Source organism: Sphingopyxis soli, from assembly GCF_018682675.1.
GTDB classification, from domain to species: domain Bacteria; phylum Pseudomonadota; class Alphaproteobacteria; order Sphingomonadales; family Sphingomonadaceae; genus Sphingopyxis; species Sphingopyxis soli.
Map to the genome: position 1 here is coordinate 118,755 of NZ_JAFMTR010000042.1, position 19,360 is coordinate 138,114.

The 19,360-nt window shown below is 64.3% G+C and carries 16 protein-coding genes and 1 tRNA gene; 9 read left to right on the top strand and 8 right to left on the bottom strand.

The annotated features are described in order from the left end of the window. Positions 1-68: 68 nt before the first annotated feature. Positions 69-800: a hypothetical protein gene (locus J1N50_RS06185; protein WP_215351184.1), complete on the top strand. Its 732-nt coding sequence runs from the start codon at positions 69-71 to the stop codon at positions 798-800. A gap of 60 nt (positions 801-860) precedes the next feature. Then, a complete protein-coding gene (locus tag J1N50_RS06190; protein WP_215351186.1) occupies positions 861-1,343 on the top strand; it encodes a hypothetical protein in 483 nt (160 codons plus the stop codon). A 65-nt stretch (positions 1,344-1,408) separates the two neighbouring features. Here the strand turns inward: J1N50_RS06190 and J1N50_RS06195 are convergent, their stop codons facing one another. The 4 genes from J1N50_RS06195 to J1N50_RS06210 form a co-directional block, all read right to left on the bottom strand. After that, positions 1,409-1,786 (bottom strand): hypothetical protein, encoded by a 378-nt coding sequence (locus tag J1N50_RS06195; RefSeq protein ID WP_215351189.1) that lies wholly within the window; start codon positions 1,784-1,786, stop codon positions 1,409-1,411. Between the two features lie 4 nt (positions 1,787-1,790). Next, complete coding sequence (locus J1N50_RS06200) at positions 1,791-2,351, bottom strand: Panacea domain-containing protein (RefSeq protein ID WP_215351192.1); 561 nt, start codon at positions 2,349-2,351, stop codon at positions 1,791-1,793. Between the two features lie 217 nt (positions 2,352-2,568). Continuing rightward, positions 2,569-2,658 (bottom strand) — tRNA-Ser (locus J1N50_RS06205). 91 nt (positions 2,659-2,749) lie between these two features. After that, positions 2,750-5,983 (bottom strand): amidohydrolase family protein, encoded by a 3,234-nt coding sequence (locus tag J1N50_RS06210; RefSeq protein ID WP_215351196.1) that lies wholly within the window; start codon positions 5,981-5,983, stop codon positions 2,750-2,752. 140 nt (positions 5,984-6,123) lie between these two features. On the opposite strand from J1N50_RS06210, the gene J1N50_RS06215 reads away from it, so the two are divergent. From J1N50_RS06215 to J1N50_RS06235, 5 genes are all read left to right on the top strand, one after another. Continuing rightward, positions 6,124-7,302, top strand: a complete 1,179-nt coding sequence (locus tag J1N50_RS06215; protein ID WP_215351199.1) for a CaiB/BaiF CoA transferase family protein — start codon at positions 6,124-6,126, stop codon at positions 7,300-7,302. A gap of 75 nt (positions 7,303-7,377) precedes the next feature. Continuing rightward, entirely contained in the window at positions 7,378-8,259 is an 882-nt protein-coding gene (gene yghU / locus J1N50_RS06220) for a glutathione-dependent disulfide-bond oxidoreductase (protein WP_215351202.1), read from the top strand. 158 nt (positions 8,260-8,417) lie between these two features. Beyond that, positions 8,418-8,864, top strand: coding sequence for a TadE/TadG family type IV pilus assembly protein (locus tag J1N50_RS06225; RefSeq protein ID WP_215351205.1), 447 nt, complete (start codon positions 8,418-8,420; stop codon positions 8,862-8,864). Positions 8,865-8,866: 2 nt separating this feature from the next. After that, entirely contained in the window at positions 8,867-10,489 is a 1,623-nt protein-coding gene (locus J1N50_RS06230) for a TadG family pilus assembly protein (protein WP_215351208.1), read from the top strand. Positions 10,490-10,605: 116 nt separating this feature from the next. Beyond that, positions 10,606-11,484 (top strand): PAS domain-containing protein, encoded by an 879-nt coding sequence (locus J1N50_RS06235; protein ID WP_215351211.1) that lies wholly within the window; start codon positions 10,606-10,608, stop codon positions 11,482-11,484. On the opposite strand, the gene J1N50_RS06240 is transcribed toward J1N50_RS06235, so the two are convergent. Continuing rightward, entirely contained in the window at positions 11,481-12,557 is a 1,077-nt protein-coding gene (locus tag J1N50_RS06240; protein WP_215351214.1) for an MBL fold metallo-hydrolase, read from the bottom strand. The two genes, J1N50_RS06235 and J1N50_RS06240, sit on opposite strands and share 4 nt — an antisense overlap. 153 nt (positions 12,558-12,710) lie before the next feature. Here J1N50_RS06240 and J1N50_RS06245 point away from each other — a divergent pair, with 153 nt between their 5' ends. Further along, on the top strand, positions 12,711-13,904 hold the full coding sequence (locus J1N50_RS06245) for an acyl-CoA dehydrogenase family protein (RefSeq protein ID WP_215351217.1): 1,194 nt from the start codon (positions 12,711-12,713) through the stop codon (positions 13,902-13,904). Between the two features lie 111 nt (positions 13,905-14,015). After that, on the top strand, positions 14,016-15,155 hold the full coding sequence (locus J1N50_RS06250) for an acyl-CoA dehydrogenase family protein (protein ID WP_215351219.1): 1,140 nt from the start codon (positions 14,016-14,018) through the stop codon (positions 15,153-15,155). 20 nt (positions 15,156-15,175) lie between these two features. Here the strand turns inward: J1N50_RS06250 and J1N50_RS06255 are convergent, their stop codons facing one another. The 3 genes from J1N50_RS06255 to J1N50_RS06265 are packed head-to-tail and all read right to left on the bottom strand — an operon-like array spanning position 15,176 to position 19,293. Next, positions 15,176-17,665, bottom strand: a complete 2,490-nt coding sequence (locus J1N50_RS06255) for a TonB-dependent receptor (protein ID WP_215351222.1) — start codon at positions 17,663-17,665, stop codon at positions 15,176-15,178. A 4-nt stretch (positions 17,666-17,669) separates the two neighbouring features. Then, entirely contained in the window at positions 17,670-18,605 is a 936-nt protein-coding gene (locus tag J1N50_RS06260) for a FecR family protein (RefSeq protein WP_215351225.1), read from the bottom strand. Next, positions 18,598-19,293 (bottom strand): RNA polymerase sigma factor, encoded by a 696-nt coding sequence (locus tag J1N50_RS06265; RefSeq protein ID WP_343227848.1) that lies wholly within the window; start codon positions 19,291-19,293, stop codon positions 18,598-18,600. The genes J1N50_RS06260 and J1N50_RS06265 overlap by 8 nt, the downstream gene beginning before the upstream one ends. Between the last annotated feature and the right edge of the window lie 67 nt (positions 19,294-19,360).

The following is a 19,360-nucleotide window of genomic DNA, read 5'->3' on the forward strand; positions in this document are numbered from 1 at the left end:
CCCGGAACGACGCCGAGCGCAGCGACGCGCGCATCCGTTCTCGCGTTCCCGGCCTGTCCGATGACCTCTTGCCCAAGCGCGATATTTGGGGGCGTCCGATCACGGGCGAGGGCGGTATCGGGCCTGACATTGTTTCGCCGATCTGGACCTCAACAGCGAAGAACGATCCTATTACGCGCGAAGTTCTGCGCGCTGGTGGGGCTATCTCCGTTCCCCAAAAGGGTGACCTCACGCCGCAGCAGTATGACAAGCTGCTTGAGACGCGCGGCCCGATTGCGCGTCGCTGGCTCGGGGAGTTGTTCGGGACGCCGGAGTATCGCGCCATGTCGGCGGACGATCAGGCTGAGGAAATTCGCAAGACGATGGCGAAGGCCACCAAGGCAGCGAAGGCAAATATCTTCGGCGGGGAGCCAGTGCCGGATTCACGCCCCGAGAGCTACAAGAAGGGGGAACCCCGGTTCAGCAGCAAGGTCCAGCCGATCATCAAGGGCAATCTCCCGCTCGGCATCCGTGACCGGGTCCAGAACTTGGATGGTTCGCTATCGACGGTGCGCACCATGTCCATCGGGACCGATGATGGCGAGGTGCTGATTCCGACCGTCATCGGTGGGCGCGTCGTGTCGGACGCCGAGGCGATCCGACATTATGAGCGTACCGGCGAGAATTTCGGTACTTTCGCGACGCCGGCCGATGCGACGGCCTACGCGGAAACGCTGCATCGCTATCATGAAAGACTGCTCGATCGCTCCGAAGCGCAGTCTGCGCCAGCGATCCCGAGCGGGTGGGAATTAGCGGAGTAGGCTTCTGCTCTTGCCGCCTCGCCGCAAGCCGCGCTACCCCTGATAAAACAGGAGAGCGTGATGGAGCGAGAACAGGCTGGCCTTCCGCCATATTTCGATACGAACCGTCGTGACTATGAAGGTCATATGGCCGAGGTCGCTCAGCGTTTACAGTTCCAGCACGATTTCGCGCAATCGGCGCTCAAGACGTTGGTCCTCGTCAATGGGGGAGCGATAATCGCGCTGTTCACGTTCTTGGGCCATGAACGTGCGGCGTTCGATCTCCTGTGGCTCAAGCGGTCGTTCGCCGCTTTTGCGGCCGGTCTTGGGCTAGCGATGTTCGCATATTTTGGGGCATTTTACTCCCAGGCGAATTATATGACCGCCGTGTACCAGCAGGCCATCAACTCGCGCTCCGCGATGGCTGCGCTAGATCTGCGAGAAGACGAGGAGCCAGCGGAGCGCTGGGGCACCATCTTTCTCAGGGTTGGGGTCGGGTCGGCTTTATTAGCGCTTGCAGCCTTTGTCGGCGGTTCCGTCTGCGCCCTCGTCGGCCTTGTCTGATACTGCCAGTCGTTGAGATGGCCGCGCACCGTCGATTGGATCGTGGATTCGCGCACGATCACGGGTCAGGGGCAACCTATATATTTCTTAATCTTTCGGGGTGTCTGGATGGACGCGCATATGCCGTTTGCAATTCGCAGGAAGGTTTGGCCGTTCATGTCGTCCTTCACTGTGAAATGGTTTCCGGCGATACCGTTTGCCAGCGCAGCCTGAGGGACGATTTGAGCCTTCCTGTAAAAGACATAGGACTCTTTGGTCAGCCAAGAGTGTTCGTGCGGCTGAATGGTACAAGCTGGGTCGCAAAGGTTGTTCACCTTCGTGCATATCGAGACAATCAACTGCTCGCCATTGGCGTCGGGATCGGTGCAAACCACGTGCAAATGCTTGCGATTTGGATCGTGCGATGGCCCCGACGGAATAAGTACCGTCCCCTTTTTATGCATCGACTTAGGCTAGCTTGACCATCAGGTGAGCGATCCGGGCATGATCATCAATCATCGCCGATTGCGCCACTGCATTCTCCACACCGACCATCGACATGATCCGCTCTAAAGGAATCGTTTCTGAGCTGCCGTGCGGGTCTTCCCATTCAGGCACGTTTTCACGCCGGTGAGTCCAATCCACAATATCCCACTTGCCCATATGGCCGAATTTTTCCCACACGGCATCGAGGCACTGAATATCGGCTTCGCTCAGTTCATCCAGATCGTCGTCGGTCACGTCGGCTTTGACGGCGAGCTGATGGTTCGCTCGATCTTCCAGAAATGCAGACCAGCCACAGGCATCAAGGTCACGTTCGCCGTTGATGTGCGAATAGGTGACAGAGTTTACCGGGCCGTGCGGCATTGAGACTCGGCGCTCATCCAAAATGGGCGCCCCAAAAGTCGTGATGCTTTCGCGGTCGGCGAGGTAAACCAGTTTGATCGCCTTCAGCACATCAAGTGTCCGGTTCGGAACCTTGCACGCAAGGTAAGCGATAACCTGTGCTGCCTTTACCGGATTATACATCTGGTTCCTCCGGGCGCTAATAGCGCCCCACTGCCGGGGGGGTATATGCCTGCGGCCCTAAAATTGCACTAAAATTGATATCAGACTCACGCTGAACGATCACTGAGCCAAAACGCCGCTCAGGACTTCAAGAAATCCTTATGTGGTATCGAATGAGGGAACGATTTGAACCAGCGGGTCGAAACGCCAGCGTTTTCAATCCACTAAGGGAAGGAAATGGAGGAGAGTGAGGGATTCGAACCCTCGGTACCGTTGCCGGCACTTCGCATTTCGAGTGCGACGCTTTCGACCACTCAGCCAACTCTCCTCGCTGAGAGGAGACGCCCCTAGCGGCGGCCGCCGAGTCTTGCAACCCTCTCGTCACAAAATCGTCGGCCGCCATCTGCGTCCGCAATGTATCAGGGTTTATCGGCCTCCCACCAATAGGGCTGCCGCTTGCGTGTCCCTGTGCCGACCTCGTCCATCGTCAGCGGATCGTAGAGCCGTCCGCCGAGCATGACGCGATGGATTTTCTCGGTATTGCGGATGTCCTGCGTCGGATCGGCGTCGAGAATCAGCAGATCGGCGAGCTTGCCGACCTCGAGAGAGCCAACATCCTTTGCATAGCCCAGCGATGTCGCCGGCATGATCGTCGCGGCGCGCAAGGCATCGATATTGCTCCAGCCGCCGCGCACGAAGGACCAGATTTCCCAATGCGCGCCGAGCCCCGCCTGCTGGCCATGCGCCCCGATCGAGACCATGCGGCCGGTATCGGCGATTTTCTTCGCCTCGCGGGCACTGTCGTCGTCGACATAGTCGCCCTCGGGCGCGATCACGCGGCGCTTGTTGTTCGCGGCGAGTTCCGCAGGCGGCGCGTGGCGCGAAAGGATCGGCTGCTCCCATACATTGGTGTGGGCGCGCCAATAGGGGTCGCCCGCAGGTCCGCCATAGGTCACGACAAGCGTCGGCGTGTAGTCGGTCCTGGTCTGACCCCAGAGCTGTACCAGATCCTTGTAGAAGGTGTGGAGCGGGATGTTGTGCTCGACGGTCGAATTGCCGTCCTGAATGAGCGTGACGTCCATCGTGTAGAGCGAGCCGCCCTCGGGCACGACCTCCATGCCTTCGGCCTGCGCCGCCTTCACAACCATCTGGCGCTGCTCGCGGCGCGGCTGGTTGTAATTCTTGACGCTGTGCGCACCCTGCGCCTTCAGGCGGCGGACATGCGCGAGCGCATCCTCATAACTGTTGATTTCGGCATAGATACCAGCCGCCTTCGCCCCATAGATGATCTCGCCGGTCGAGAAGATGCGCGGCGCGAGAATTAACCCTGCACGCTGCATTTCGGACGACACGAAAATCTCCGAGGCGCGCGACGAAGGGTTGTGGCTGGTCGTCGTCCCCATCGCGAGGTTGACGATTTCCGACCAGTTATGCTGCGGCACCAGCTCGTCGTCGCCATGCGGTCCGTGGGCATGAGCGTCGACGAAGCCGGGGACGATCGTCTTGCCGGTCGCATCGACCGTTACGGCGTTCGCGGGCACCTGCACTCGGACGGTGTCCGCAGAGCCGACGAACTCGATCCGGTCGTTCTCGATGACGATCAGCCCGTTGTCGATGATGCCGCCGTCCTTGTCGGCCATGGTGACGATCTTTGCGCCGGTGATGACGACGGTGCCTTTCGGCTTTGATGCGGCCTGCGTCATCGCGAGCGACACGCCGTCGGTCGGCGGCGTGAATTCGGGCGCCTTGTCGTCGGTCGGCGCGTTGGCGAAGAAGCTGCCGAGATCGGCGCTGAACAGCGTTGCGCCGCGGCTCCAGTGCAGGCGGCTGCCGCCGTTCGACCAGTGGATATAGTCGGCGCCGCTGCCGCTGACGCGCGTCACCGGGAGCGCGCCGCTCTTGGTCCCGAGCGACACATCCTGTCCGCCCGGCATCAGCGGCGTGACATAGGCGTCGTAATTCTGCCGGAAGGCGAGGGTGCGGCCATCGGGCGACACTTCATAGTCGCTGACGAGTTCGCCGCTGGCGTGGACGCGCCTGTCCTGCCCGTGCAGATCGGTCGAGACAAGCTGATTCTTGCCGTCGGCCGACGCGATCATGAAGATGCGGTCGCTGGCGGCGCCGAACTGTGGCTTCGCGCCGTTGTCGCTCACGCGTTCGGCCGCGCCGCCGCTTACCGCGATACGGTAGATGCCGGGATTCTCGCCCCAGCGTTCCGACCGGAGGCCGCCGCCCGAGCGCTTTTCAAACGCGATCAGCTTGCCGTCGGGCGAGAAGCGTGGCTCGGCATAGTGGCCGGGGCTGGCCGTGATCTTGCGCGACGATCCGCCGCCCCGTCCGACGATGTGGATTTCGCCAAGCCCGGCGTCGGTCCAGCGCACGAACACAATAGATTTGCCGTCGTGCGACCAGCTGGGCCACAGTTCGAACGCATTGTCCTTCGCGGCAGTCAGGCGTCGCGCGGTTCCGCCGGCTGCAGGCTTGATCCACAGTTTGCCGAGCGTTTCGAAGACGACGGTGCTTCCATCGGGCGACACTTCGGCCCAGCGCGGCATTTTCGTCTCGAAGCTGTCGGGCGCGACCTCGACCGCCGGGTGGGTCGCATCGATGATGACCCGGTCGTCGCTGATGCTGAACGGGATGATCCGCGCCTCGCCGCCCGCGCTGCTCACGCGGCGGAGCTTGCCTCCGGCCCAGAAGACGACGTCCTGGCTGTCGGGTGTCCAGCTCATATTCGGATAGACGCCGGTCACCGCCCAGGTCTCCTGCACATCCTGGTCGAGCGCGTCATAGAGCTTCTTCTCGGCGCCCGAGGCGAGGTCTTTCACATAGAGCTTCGATTGCGTTCCCTCGCGGCGGACATAGGCGAGCTTCTTGCCATCGGGCGACGGGGAGGGGCGCACGGCGCCGCCGGGGCCAGCTGCCACGGTCGTGACCTCGCCATCGTTCAGGTCGTAGCGCTCGATGTGGAACAGGTCGCCGTTGCTGTCCTGTGCATATTCGAAGATCGGTCCCGGCGTGACGTTGCGCGTGTAATAAACCCCGTTGCCGTCGGGCGCGAAGGTCGGTTCGCCAAGTTCCTTCTGATGACGTTCGCTGGGTTTCTTGACCAGCGGCACGCCCGCGCCGCCCGAGACGTGATACATCCAGACCTCGCCGGTGCCGAGCGAGCGACCGGTGGTGAAATGCTTCTTCGCGACGATGAACTGCCCGTCGGGGCTCCAGCTCGGCTGGTTGAGCAGGCGGAACTCTTCCTTGCTGAGCTGGCGCTTGTCGCTGCCGTCGCGGTTCATCAGCCAGATATTGTCGCCGCCGCCGCGGTCCGAGACGAAGGCGATACGCTTGCCGTCGGGCGAGAAACGCGGCTGATGCTCATAGGCAAGCCCTTCGGCGATCCGCGTCGGCGTGCCCCCCTCGATCGGCATGGTATAGATGTCGCCGAGCAGGTCGAAGGCAATGGTGCGCCCGTCGGGCGCAACGTCGACGTTCATCCAGCTGCCCTCGTCGACCGCGATCGGCACCTTGTGCGTCGTCATGCCGGGAGGGGCGTTGACGTCCCACTTTTCGGGCTGGGCATCGGCGGGAGCAGCCTGCGCCCATGCCGAAGTCGAGCAGGCCAATGCCGCCGTGAAGGCGAGTGCGAAGCGCGCCATTTAATTATCCCCTGTTGAAATTTGCAGCGACCATATGATTTGCCGCGCCACATGCAAGGGACTGGTTTCAACGAAGAACTGGCACGGTCGACGGGCGACTGCTAGCGCGGTCGAAACATGGAAAAATCGGGAGAGCTGATGTGCCGCTGACGGGAATAAGGGTACTCGATTTCGGCCGCTACATCGCGGGCCCGTATTGCGCGGCATTGCTCGGCGATTATGGTGCCGACGTCATCCGCATCGAGGCGCCCGGCGGCAACGACGATCGCTACACCGTCCCGGTCGCGGAGGACGGATCTGGCGCGATGTTCATGCAGATGAACCGCGGCAAGCGGTGCCTGAGCCTGAAGCCCGGAAGCCCCGAGGGCCGCGAGATCGTCCGGCGGCTCGTCGAAACCGCCGATGTCGTCGTCGCCAACCTGCCGCACGATGCGCTCGTCAAGCTCGGCCTCGACTATGACAGCCTGTCGGCGATCAATCCGCGCATCATCCTCGCGACCGCATCGGCATTCGGTAGCGACGGGCCGCTCGCAAAAAATGTCGGTTTCGATGCGGTTGGGCAGGCGATGTCGGGGTCGGTGCATCTGACCGGCACGCCCGACCAGCCTTATCGCGCGCAGGTCAATTTCGTCGATTTCGGCACCGCGCTCCACACCGCGTTCGGCGTTATGGTTGCACTGCGCGAACGCGAGACGACGGGGAAGGGGCAGTGCGTGTCCGGGTCACTGCTCGGCACCGCGCTTGCGATGACCAATTCGCTGACGATCGACCATGCGCTGAACGGCATCGAACGGCAGCCGATCGGCAATCGCAGCTTCAGTTCGGGGCCGACCGACATATTCCGCACCCGCGATGGCTGGATCGTCACCCAGATTGTCGGCGGTAGCATCTTCGCGCGATGGGCCGGGCTGATGGGTCGGCCCGAACTGGTCGATGACCCGCGCTACGCCAGCGATATTCTGCGCGGCGACAATGGCGAGGAGCTGAGCGTCATCATGCAGCAATGGTGCATCGACCGCACCAGCAGCGACGCAATCGCGGAGCTTGGCGCCGCGCGCGTGCCCGCAGCGCCCGTGTTGCGGTCCAGCGAGGTGCTGGCGCAGCCGCAGGTCAGGGCGATGGCGCTCGTCGAGCCGGTTTCCTATCCCGGCGCAGCCCGGGACATTCCGATGATCCGGGCGCCGATAGATCTGTCGGGAAGCGCCAAGGCCGATCCCGCACGCGCCCCGCGCGTCGGCGAGCACAGCGATATGATACTCGCCGAGATCGGTTACAGTCCCGACGCGATTTCCGCTTTGCGGGCGCAAAGCATTATTTGAGCGGCCGACGCTGGACGATTGCGCCCGGGACGATTAAGTACCGATCAGTACAAAATCAAGAGCAGGAGCTTCCCGATGACCGACCAGAGTGAATATGTGCCGCCGAAAATCTGGACCTGGGACAAGGACAGCGGCGGGCGGTTTGCGAACATCAACCGCCCGATCGCCGGCCCGACGCACGACAAGGATCTGCCGATCGGCAAACATCCGCTCCAGCTCTATTCGCTCGGCACGCCCAACGGCGTGAAGGTCACGGTGCTGCTCGAGGAACTGCTCGCAGCCGGCCATAGCGGCGCCGAATATGACGCCTGGCTGATCAACATCGGCGAAGGCGACCAGTTTTCGAGCGGCTTCGTCGACGCCAATCCGAATAGCAAAATCCCCGCGCTCGTCGATCGCAGCGGCGCGGAGCCGATCCGCGTCTTCGAATCGGGAGCGATCCTGATCTATCTCGCCGAAAAATTCGGTGCGTTCCTGCCAACCGAGCCTGCGAAGCGCGCCGAGACGCTGTCGTGGCTGATGTGGCAGATGGGCAGCGCGCCGTTCCTCGGCGGCGGTTTCGGTCATTTCTATGCCTACGCCCCGACGAAGCAGGAATATCCGATCAACCGCTATGCGATGGAGGTGAAGCGCCAGCTCGACGTGCTCGACCGGCGCCTGGCCGAGAACGAATATATCGCGGGCGCCGGCTATACGATCGCCGACATGGCAATCTGGCCCTGGTACGGCGCGCTCGCGAAGGGGTTGGTTTACGATGCCGGCGAATTTCTGCAGGTGCAGGAGTATAAGAATGTCCAGCGCTGGACCGACCAGATTGCCGCGCGCCCGGCGGTGAAGCGTGGACGCATGGTCAACCGCGTGATCGGCGAACCGTCGAGCCAGCTTCGCGAACGCCATGACGCGTCCGACTTTGACCTGCGCACACAGGACAAGCTGGAAGCCGAAGCCGCCGAATAATCGGATTTTTCGTTTTGCGCCGCCGCCGCGCCGTTAACGGTTCAGCGACGGTGGCGGATTTGCGGGCGATTGGTCCGCTCGAAAATACATAAAGTACGGAACATTACGGCGGGCGCGCCGAGACGCAGGATTCATCGGGCGACGCCATGCTGTGCCGCATGACCCGACCGACCTTACCCCTGCGGCTTGCCCGCTCGCTGCCCGCCCGACTGGTCCGCAGCGAGCGGGCGGCCGCGATCGTCGAGATGGCGCTCGTGCTGCCGCTCTTTCTTGCGCTGATGATGGGCATATTGGTCTATGGCCAATATTTCATGCTCGCGCACAGCGTGCAGCAGGCCGCCAATGACGGAGCCCGCGCGGCGATCGTCGGGCTCGACGCCGCCGACCGGCGCGCCATCGCCACGCGCGCGGTCGACCGCAGTATGCAGGGCGTTGGCGGTTATGCGGTCGCCCGCCGCAACGTATCTGTCGCAGAAACGACCGACGCCGTGACCGTCGCCGTTACTTACACCGCGCCGCAGACCAGCTTTCTCCGCTCTTCCTTCGTCCCGTCGCCAGGCCATGTGATCCGCGCCCGCGCGACCTTCGAACTGCCGGTGGATTGACCATGCACCTGTTCACAAATCTTGTCGCCGACCGCCGCGGCGGTATCGGCGTGACATCGGCCGCCGCGCTGACGATGCTGATCGGCGCGGCGGCGCTGGCAGTCGACATCGGCTCCTTCCAGCTCGATCGCCGCAAGCTTCAGGGCATCGCCGATGCGGCTGCGCTCGCCGCGGCTGGCAAGCCCGGGGAGGAGCGCGCGGCGGCGGAGCGCGTTATCGCCGCCAACTGCAATTGCAACATCGTCATCGCCTCGCTCGAGGCCGGCACCTATCGCCCCGACGCCGCGATTCCCGCCGAGCAGCGTTTCAGCGCGGGCGGGGCGACGCCGAACGCCGTGCGCATCGTCCTGACGCGCGACCGCCCGATGTTTTTCGGCAGCTTCCTGACCGGGCGGCAGAGCACGGTCATCGGCGCCTCGGCAACCGGCGCCCGGCGGGGATATGCGGCCTTCTCGCTGGGATCGCGCGTCGCCGCGGTCCACGGCGGCGTCCCCAACGCATTGCTGTCGGCGCTGACGGGCAGCCAGGTCAATCTGTCGGTCATGGACTATAACGCGCTCGCGAGCGCCGATATCGACCTGCTTGCTTTTTCCGACGCGCTCAGAACCGAACTCGATGCCGATGTTCTGACCTTCGGCCAGACGCTGAACACGCAGGCGACGCTGCCGCAGGTGCTTTCGGCGCTTTCGAAATCGAGCACGGATGCAAAGGTCGCGTCGGCGCTCGGCACGATCGCCGACAGTGCGCTTCCGCGCAGCCTGCTCCCGTCGCGCGCGATCGACCTTGGGCCGCGCTCGTCGAGTATCCGCGTCGATCCGGCCAATCCGGTGAAGGTCAACGCGCTCGGCCTGCTCCGCTCGATGCTGCTGCTTGCCAACGCCAACCGCCAGGTCGACCTGTCGCTCGCCTCCAGCTTGCCGGGCGGGTCGGGAGTCGATGTCGCGCTCCTGATTGGCGAGCCCCCCGCGCAGTCGCCGCTGATCGCGGTTACCGACAATCAACAGGTCATCGTTCGCACCGCGCAGGTGCGGATCAAGATGGATACGAAAGTTGCGACGCCGCTGGCCACGGTCGAAATCCCCGTCTTCGCCGAACTTGGATCGGCGTCGGCGCGGATAACCGCCATCGACTGCACGCGCGGCAGCAGCAACGCCGTCCGCCTTGGCGTCACGACTTCGCCCGCGACCCTGGCGCTCGGAAAGGTCGCCGCCGCCGACTTCCAGAACATGCAGCGCCCGATCGATCCGGCTCCTGCAAAGCTGCTCAAGCTGCCGCTTGCCAGCGTCGAGGGTAAGGCCGAACTCGTCCTTTCCGGTCTCAGTCCCAAACCGGCCGGCTTTTCGCGCGACGATATCGATCGCGGGACAGTCAAGACGGTGGAAAGCACCGGCCTCGTCGCTGGCGCCGCCAAGTCGCTCGCCGATCGCATGGACCTCAAAGTCAATATTCTCGGCCTTGGCCTGAATTCCAGGGCGCTGACCACAGCGGTAGGCGATGCCGTCGGTCTAGCGGCGCCAGTGCTCGACGGGGTTTTGGAGAGCGTCACCGGGATGCTCGGCGTCCATATCGGCGAAGCCGACGCCCGCGTGAACGCGCTTCGTTGCAGCAAGGCCAAGCTGGTCTGACGCGCGATCGGGATCGCCACCGAACCGGACATAACAGGACGAGTTCCTCAGCTATTCGGACCGAAATCGGCGCCACATCACCGGTCGCAGGGCTAGAATGGGCCCGGGAGGCGTGAATGGCGGCAACTCAGGAACCCCAGCGTGTTTCGGCGGCGAACTTCATCCGGGGCTTCGCGAACTGGCGATTGCAGGCGGCACGCAAACCGGTGGTGGTGACGCACCACGGCAAGGACGCCCATGTGCTGATCTCGCTCGACGATTATCGGCGACTGGGCCACACCGGCGCGGCGGGCATGGACTTGCGCGCATCTTTGGCCGATCTGGTCGAATCGATCCACGACGGAATTCTGGTCATCGATCGGGAAAGGCGGATCATGGCCGCCAACCCCGCCGCCTCGGACATGTTCGCTATCGCTGTTGCCGACATGATCGGCCGCAACCTCGTCGAGGCGCTGCCCCAATTCGGCCGCCACCTGCTGCTCGCGCATATCCACCGGCTGCTCGACCATCGCGAGCGTTTTTCAGGTGATGTGCCGGGGCTGCTCGACCCGCGTCGATGGGTGCATGCCGAGTTGGTCCCGATCCCCGTCGGCGGGGCGCTGTTGCTGCGTGACGTCAGCGCCGCCATGGCCGAACTGTCGGAGAATGATGCGCGGCGGGCGCTGGCCGACGCTATCGGGGCGCATGGCGATATCGGCTATGCCGCGATTTCCGTGCGCGAGGCGGTCGAAGATGCGAATGACGCGCTGACCGCATGGGTCGGGGTCGACCCGGCCGCGATCCGGCGCGTCCGCTTCTCCGCGCTCGTCGCGATGAAGGAGCGCGCCAGCTTTGGCGAAGCGCTGGAGACGGTGTTCCGCACCGGCCTGCCAACACGGCTGGCCTCTGCGCTGATTACACGCGAGGGCGACGCCGTTCCGGTGATGCTGGCAATCGCCGAGCGTCGCAGCGCCTATGCCAGCGAAGGCGCGATGATCGCCGTGACCCGAGCCTAGAACCAGTTTCCGCGCCGGATATCCTTGGTGCCGACGGGCATGGAATAATAATCTCCATCCTCGCCAACGATGACCGGCCCGGCGAATTTGTCTTTCGCATCACCCAGAAATGCCGCGTCGAGATAACGCAGAGGGTAGGGCGGTACGATGTGGCTCAGCACCAGCATCTTCACACCGGCAGTCTTCGCGCTCGCCGCCGCCTGCGCCGGGGTCGCGTGATAGTCGATGATATCGTGCATGATCTGCGCGGTCTGCGGACGCCCTGCGGCCTTCAGCTTCGCGGCCAGCGCCTTGACCATTTCGGGTTGAAGCGCTTCGTGGACGAGCAGGTCGGCGCCCTTGGCCACGGTTTCGACCATCGTCGACGGACCGGTGTCGCCGCTGATCACTACGCTCCGTCCCTTATAGTCGAAGCGATATCCAACCGCGGGCTGGACCGGGCGATGATCGACCGGAAAGGCGGTCACCTTCAATCCGTCGGCTTCATAAACCACCTCCGGGCCGGTCGGGGGAGCAAAAGGCATCGCGATCGCCCCGGCGGCTGCCGGCGGTGCGATCGCGGCGCCGTGATGCGCCGTGCGATATCCATTGTCGGCGGCATAGGCGGCGCCAAAACCGGCTATGACCGCCTCGACCCCGCTCGGGCCATAGACGGGAAGGGGCACGGCGTTGCCGCTTGCCGTCCAGCGGAGCAGCATCATCGGCCCCAGCCCGTCGATATGGTCCGAATGAAAATGCGTCAGGAAAAGGCCGCGAATTCTGGCGTTGGGAAGCCCCATCAGCGCGATGTTGCGCGCACCGCCTTCGCCGGCATCGACGACGAACATGGCCTTGCCGGCGATCACCACGGTGCAGGCGCCTGCACGGTCGCGGTTGGGGAGCGGCGATCCGGTTCCGCAAAGACCGACATGGAGGCCGTCGGGCAGGCTCGCCAGATTGTCGCGGCCCGCACCGCGCTCGACCGCACGATCGAACATCCACATCCCGATCTGGCGCTGGAATAGCAGGGCGGCCCCGCCCACCAGGGCGATCAACACAAACAACCCCGTCAGCGCGCGCAATCCCTTCGTCATCGTCCCCTCCCGAATATGATTTTCTTATGGGGCGCCGCTGGACAAGCGACGCGACCCGGCGCAGTCTGCCCGAAAGGGTTGCCGCCCGCAACTTACCTTTACGTAAACGTGAGCGCCTTCTATAAGGGCGCCAGTGCCCTTGGGAGAATCATAATGGACATGGAATTCAGCCCGGAAGATCTCGCTTTCCAGAGGGAAGTGCGCGAGTTCATCGCCGAAAATTATCCCGCCGATCTGCGCGCAAAGCAGGATGAAGGCGAAGAGATGGCGAAGGAAGATTTCCTCGCCTGGCACAAGATCCTGTACAAGAAGGGCTGGGTCGCCCCGGCATGGCCGGTCGAATATGGCGGGACGGGGTGGACCCCGACGCAGCGTTTCATCTGGTCGGAGGAAACCGCGCGCGCCGATTGTATCCGCCTGCTGCCCTTCGGCCTCGCGATGGTCGGGCCGGTGATCTACACGTTCGGCACCCCCGAACAAAGGGCCTTTTTCCTGCCGCGCATCCTGTCGGGCGAGGATTGGTGGTGTCAGGGCTATTCCGAACCTGGCTCGGGCTCCGACCTCGCCAGCCTTCGCACGACCGCAGTCCGCGACGGCGACCATTATGTCGTCAACGGGCAAAAGACCTGGACCACGCTCGCGCAGCACGCCGACTGGGGCTTCTTCCTCGTCCGCACCGACAAGGATGCGAAGCAGCAGGAAGGCATCAGCTTCCTGCTGATCGATATGAAGTCGCCGGGCATCACCGTGCGGCCGATCATCACCCTCGGCGGCGAGCATGAAGTCAATGAAGTGTGGCTGGAGGACGTCCGCGTCCCCGTCGAGCAGCGCGTCTATGAGGAAAACAAGGGCTGGACCTGCGCCAAGTTCCTGCTCGCGCACGAACGCACGGGCATCGCGGGCGTCGCGGCGTCGAAGCGCGGGGTCGAGAAGGTGAAGGCGATCGCGCGCACCGAGCTCGACGGCGACAAGCCGCTGCTTGCGAACCCCTTCTTCAAACGCAAGATCGCGGAACTCGAGGTCGACCTGACCGCGCTCGAATTCACCGAGCTTCGCAGCCTCGCCGGTGCGAATGCGGGCAAGGGGCCGGGGCCCGAATCGAGCCTGCTCAAGATCAAGGGATCGGAAATCCAGCAGCGTCTGACCGAGCTCACGCTGGAGGCGGTCGGCCATTATGGAGCGCCCTATTTCCGCGGTTTCGGCGAGGGCGACAACGAGCATCCGATCGGGCCCGATTATGCGCATCGCGCCGCGCCGACCTATTTCAACACGCGCAAGACGACGATCTATGGCGGGTCGAACGAGATTCAGCGCAACATCATCGCGAAGATGGTGCTCGGGCTCTGAGCGCATAATTGACGTCATTCTGGCGAAGGCCGGGATCTCGACCTCTCTGCATAAAGCGACGGTGAGATCCCGGCTTTCGCCGCGATGACGATGAAATTGAGGACTGGGATAATGGATTTCACTTACACCGAAACGCAGGACATGATCCGCGATACGCTGTCGCGCTTCCTGGCCGACACCTATGATTTCGAAACGCGCCAGAAGTTCATCAACAGCGACACGGGCCGCGATCCCGCGATCTGGACCGCGCTGGCGCAGGAACTCGGTATGCTGGGCGCCGCCTTTGCCGAAGAGCATGGCGGGCTTGGCGGCGGTGCGCTTGAAAATGCGATCGTCATGGAAGAGCTCGGGAAGGTGCTGGGCATCGAACCCTATCTGCCCACCGTCGTCATCGCAGGCGGCGCGTTGAAGGCCGTCGGCGGAGCGCAGGCCGACAAGTTCATCCCCGAGATCATCGCGGGTAACGTCATCGTCGCCTTCGCCTATGCCGAGCCGCAAGGTCGCTACGACCTCGCCAACCTTCGCACGACCGCGAAGAAGGACGGCGCGGGCTATCTATTGAGCGGGCACAAGAGCGTCGTTTATGCGGCGCCCTGGGCAACCCATCTGCTCGTCACCGCGCGCACCGGCGGCGGCCAGCGCGACCGCGACGGGGTGTCGCTGTTCCTGATCGACGCGAACCTGCCCGGCATCGTCCGCCGCGATTACCCGACCGTCGACGGCAGCCGCGCGTCGGAAATCTATTTCGAGAATGTCGCGATGCCCGCGGACGCGCTGCTCGGCGGCGAAGGTGCCGCACTGCCGCTGATCGAACAGATCGTCGACGAAGCGACGATCGCGGTCTGTGCCGAGGCCACCGGGGTGATGCAGAAGCTGCACGAAGGGACGCTGGAATATACGCAGCAGCGCAAGCAGTTCGGCGTACCGATCGCGAAGTTCCAGGTGCTCCAGCACCGCATGGTCGACATGTTCATGGAGGTCGAGCAGGCGCGCTCGATGACGATCATGGGCACGCTGAAGCTCGATCTGCCCGCCGCCGAACGCAAGGCTGCGGTCTCCGCCGCCAAGTCGAAGGTCAGCCGCGGCGCGAAGTTCGTCGGCCAGAATGCGGTCCAGACGCACGGTGGCATCGGCATCACGCAGGAACTCGCGATCGGCCATTATTTCAAGCGCGCGACGATGATCGAGGGCCAGTTCGGCAGCGCCGACTATCACCTCGATCGCTACGAGCAGCTCACCTTAGCCGATTGACCGGATGCGGGCCGTCGGCGTCAGTAGCTGACGTCGACGGCAATCCGCAGCGTGCGGGGGCGTAGCGGGGTCAGGAACCCCTCATTGCCCTCGACGAAGGGGGTGCCGAGCGAAAAGCGGTTGCCGCGCGAATCGAACAGGTTGGTCAGCGTCAGCGACAGGCCGCGCCGGTCGTTGCCCACGCGCATCGCAAGGCCCGTATCGACATAGTCGCCCTGGCTCTCGCCAAGCACGGGACCGATACCCAGCCGCGACGGGCCAACGTAGCTGGCCCAGCCATTCACGCGGACATCCTGATCGCCGACAATGGTGGCATAGTTGACCGATCCGCGCACGGCGTGGCTCGCGACATTGGGAATGCGGCCAAGGCGGGCGGGGGCGGCAGCGAATACCGGCAGAATTTGCGGCGAGAGGTCGTCGACCCGGCTGTGGTTATAGACCGCGCTGAGATCGAACGTCAGCGCCGCGCTCGGCCGGACCGCCACGGCGCCCGACACGCTGGTGATGCGCCCGTCGCCGATATTGGCGGTCGTCGGGAAGCCGTTGCTGTCGATGAAATCCGCCTGGATATTCTTCCACCGGCTATGCGAGATCGAAATGCTCGCGTCGAGGATGCTCTTGCCCTTGTCGCCGAAGCGCATCCCGGCTTCCCAGGTGCGCACCTGATCGTTGAGGAAGCGGCGGACGAAATTGCCGTCCACCGCAAGGCCGCCGGGGCGGAAGCCTTCCTGATAGCGGGCATAGAGCCGGACATTGTCGAGCGGCGTCGCCAGGATCGAGAAGGAGGGCAGGAGGTCGGTCTCGGTCCGCGATGCGGTCGTCGCGCGTCCCGCCTGCGCCAGCGCGAAGGACACGCCCTCGGCTTCGCCGTCCAGCTTCGCGTGCGACAGGCGAAGGCCGCCCGATGCGATGAGGTTGGGCATGACCTCGACAGTCGCTTCGGCATAGCCCGTGAATTCGGTAACGCGGTTGGTGACGCCGGGCAGGACGGTGCTGAGCGAGCCATAGGCATAGTCGCGGCTCTGCCGCGCCCGATTGTCGACGAAGCTCGCGCCGACCACCCAGCCAAGCCCGTCGTGATAGGGGCGCGACAGGCGGTTTTCGCTCACGAACATGCGAGTGGCGTTATGCTGATCGAGCACACGGGGCACGTCGCCAAGCGGGATGATCTGGATCGGCGCGAACAGCCGCACCACATCGACCGAGCCGACGGCGATGCCCGAGCCGTTGCCGCCATCCTGCCGCGCCTCGGGCAGGCTGGCATCGAAGCGCTCGAACAGCCGGTGGTCGATATAGGCGTTGGACGACTGGAAATGCAGGCCGTCCCAATCCTTCATCACGACAAGCGTGCCCATGCCGTAGCGCGCGGTCGCATTCTGCTCGACCATCGAACGGCGCGTGAGCGGGGCGCCATCCTTGTCGGCATATTGGGCATCGTCGGAGGTGATCGCCTGATAGACACCGCCGATATCGATCGTCCAGTCGTCGCCGGCATCGACGCGGAATGTACCGCGCCCGCCGCGAACATGCACGCGGTTGACGTCATCCTGTCCGCGCAGCGGGTTGTCGATATAGCCGCCGTCGGAGATCAAGTAGCCGACAAGGCGGAGGGCGTGTCCGTCACCGACCGGAACATTGGCGATGCCCGCAATGTCGCCCCCCGGCTCGCCGTGCTGGGTCACCGAGAAACCGGCAATCGCCTGCACCGAACGTTCGCGGGGATCGGGTGCCTTGGGTATGGTGCGGATGATGCCGCCGAGCGAGCCCGCGCCGTAAAGCGTTCCCTGTGGCCCCTCGAGCACCTCGACGCTTTCGATGTCATAGAGGCGCAGATCGGGGTCGGGCGCATTGTAGCTGAGGCGGATATCGCCGAGATATTGGCCGACGGTCGCCTGCGTCGGCCCGGTAAAGCTCGAATCGGCGATGCCGCGGATGAACAGCTTGTTGCGGCCCGATCCGAGATGGGTCGAGGACACGGTCGCGATGCGAGACAGGATCGATTCGGTGCCGCGCTCGCCGCCGAACGCCAAATCGTCGCCATCCAGCCGGGTGGCGACGCCTGCGAAGTGCGAATAGGGAAGGTCGGTCTTGGTCGCGGTGACGATGATCTGTTCGTCGGCCGAAGCGACATAGTCGTGCGACGGCTCGCGCGCCCTGGGTTGCGGAGCGGCGCGCACCGGCGGCGGGCTTTGCCGGACCAGTCTTTGCGGCTCGCGCCGCCGTTCGATTCGCCAGCTCGTCGCGCTCACCTTCACTGCGCGCGTGCCGGTTCCCGCCAGCATCCGCCGTAGCGCGTCGTCGATATCCATGCGGCCGCGAACGGGCTTGACCTCGACCTGCCACAGCCGCGCGTCGGCGACGCTGATGCTGACGCCGCCCTGTCGGCTGAGCACCGGCAGCGCCGTGGTCAGCGCGCCCCCCGCCACGTTGAAGACGCGGTCCTCCGCCGCCATCGCCTGCACCGGCAGGCTGCATAGCGCGAGCGCCAGCAGGCTGGAGGTCCCCCGCATCATCCTACCGCGTCAACACCCAGCCATCGCCGCGCCGTTCGGCCGTCGTCCCCGAAAGCGCCGCAAGGTCCGCGACGGTGCGGGCGCGATCCTTGTCGATCACGAGCGCACCGCTGAAGGAGCGGTCGGCGGCTGCGGCGCTCACGCTGATCTCGATCCCCGCGGTCCGGCGCAGATCATCGGCGACGGTCGCGAGCGATGCGGCGTTGTACACCAGCAATCCCGAACGCCACGCACCGACATTGGCGATATCCACGTCGCGAACCTGCGGCGGCGTGGCGTCGTCGTCATTCGCCTCGATCGCTTTCCCGGCGGTGATGCGAACCTTGTCGCGCTGCGGGTTATAGAGAACCACGCCTTCCGAAACCGCTACCGCGGTCTGCCGGTCGCGCCGCACGACGTTGAACGCGGTGCCCAGGTCGACGATCCGCGACGTGCCCGCTTCGACGACGAACGGGTCGCTTTCACGGTGGACGACATGGAACATCGCCTCGCCAGCCTCGAGCCGCGCAAAGCGTGGGCGGTCCTGGTCGAGTTCGACGATCGACGCGCCGTTGATCTCGATCTTCGACCCGTCGGCGAGTTCGATGGTGCGATGCTCGCCGGCGGCGGTCTCGATCCGGTCCGGATTTCCGAACAGGCCGAGATTGGGCAGGCTGACCATCGCGACAAGCGCCGCCACAACTGCTCCGCCGAACCACAGGCGCCGCGACGGGCGCGCCTGCTCGCGCGGCCGGATCACGACCGACGGCGCGCTTTCGGGCGGCAGCGCGTCCAGATCCTGATCGAGGCTGGCAAGCGCGTCATAAACCTCCGCATGGGCGGGATCTTCGGCCAGCCAGTCGGCAAAATCGTCCCAGTCGCCGAAAGCCGGATCGCGCTGACGGATGATCCAGTCGATGGCCTGCGCTTCGGCGGCGCTGTTCGCAGCGTCATGCATCGAACTGCCTCCTCAGCCTGGCGATGGCGGCATAAACCTTGCGCAGATCGGCCTCGACGGTGCTCAGGCTGACGCCGACCTCGACTGCGATATCGCGCTGGGCGACGCCATCGACGCGGAACCGGCGGAAGATGCGGGCCGCACGCTCGCCGCTCGCGATGATCGCCTGCTCGACCAGTGCCAGCTGTTCGCGCGAGATAAGCGCGGTTTCGGCGGACGGTCTCTGCGCCGCCGACGCCTCGGTCCATGCGGCATCGCGCAGCGAACGCTGGCGCGCCGAACGATAGCGGTCGAGCATCAGATTGTTCGCCGCGCGCATCACATATGAAAGCGGATCGGCAATCGGCCCCGTGCGGCGTTCGGTCAGGCGCATCCACAGGTCCTGAAAAATATCTTCGGCCGAATCCCCGGCGCCGCGCACCTCGAGAAAACGCAGAATGCGATCGCGGTTGGCGAGCAACACGCCCTCGATGCCCTGTGCGGCCTCGTTTCGATCACTCGCCTCGGTCATGGGAAAATTATTGCTTCGGAATGCCATCTGCTGTCGACACACGCCCCGACGGCGTCCGTCATACGGCCCCCTGATGGCGCCGTCATATAACGCCACGCGCGCGCCGTGCAACCGCATTGGCATGGCGATACCGGCATCAGGACGGGCGATCGCTGCTAACTGCATCTGCTCCTTCATTTCTTTTGGGGCCTAGGCAAGGGGGAAGCGGGGTAGGGAGGTGCTTCCCCCTTGCTGCGGACCGGCC

Excerpts from the sequence above, each read along its gene's own strand:
- J1N50_RS06190 (WP_215351186.1), top strand. The coding sequence starts at position 861 with ATGGAGCGAGAACAGGCTGGCCTTCCGCCATATTTCGATACGAACCGT.
- J1N50_RS06195 (WP_215351189.1), bottom strand. The coding sequence starts at position 1,786 with ATGCATAAAAAGGGGACGGTACTTATTCCGTCGGGGCCATCGCACGAT.
- J1N50_RS06200 (WP_215351192.1), bottom strand. The coding sequence starts at position 2,351 with ATGTATAATCCGGTAAAGGCAGCACAGGTTATCGCTTACCTTGCGTGC.
- J1N50_RS06210 (WP_215351196.1), bottom strand. The coding sequence starts at position 5,983 with ATGGCGCGCTTCGCACTCGCCTTCACGGCGGCATTGGCCTGCTCGACT.
- yghU (WP_215351202.1), top strand. The coding sequence starts at position 7,378 with ATGACCGACCAGAGTGAATATGTGCCGCCGAAAATCTGGACCTGGGAC.
- J1N50_RS06225 (WP_215351205.1), top strand. The coding sequence starts at position 8,418 with ATGACCCGACCGACCTTACCCCTGCGGCTTGCCCGCTCGCTGCCCGCC.
- J1N50_RS06230 (WP_215351208.1), top strand. The coding sequence starts at position 8,867 with ATGCACCTGTTCACAAATCTTGTCGCCGACCGCCGCGGCGGTATCGGC.
- J1N50_RS06235 (WP_215351211.1), top strand. The coding sequence starts at position 10,606 with ATGGCGGCAACTCAGGAACCCCAGCGTGTTTCGGCGGCGAACTTCATC.
- J1N50_RS06240 (WP_215351214.1), bottom strand. The coding sequence starts at position 12,557 with ATGACGAAGGGATTGCGCGCGCTGACGGGGTTGTTTGTGTTGATCGCC.
- J1N50_RS06245 (WP_215351217.1), top strand. The coding sequence starts at position 12,711 with ATGGACATGGAATTCAGCCCGGAAGATCTCGCTTTCCAGAGGGAAGTG.
- J1N50_RS06250 (WP_215351219.1), top strand. The coding sequence starts at position 14,016 with ATGGATTTCACTTACACCGAAACGCAGGACATGATCCGCGATACGCTG.
- J1N50_RS06255 (WP_215351222.1), bottom strand. The coding sequence starts at position 17,665 with ATGCGGGGGACCTCCAGCCTGCTGGCGCTCGCGCTATGCAGCCTGCCG.
- J1N50_RS06260 (WP_215351225.1), bottom strand. The coding sequence starts at position 18,605 with ATGCATGACGCTGCGAACAGCGCCGCCGAAGCGCAGGCCATCGACTGG.
- J1N50_RS06265 (WP_343227848.1), bottom strand. The coding sequence starts at position 19,293 with ATGAAGGAGCAGATGCAGTTAGCAGCGATCGCCCGTCCTGATGCCGGT.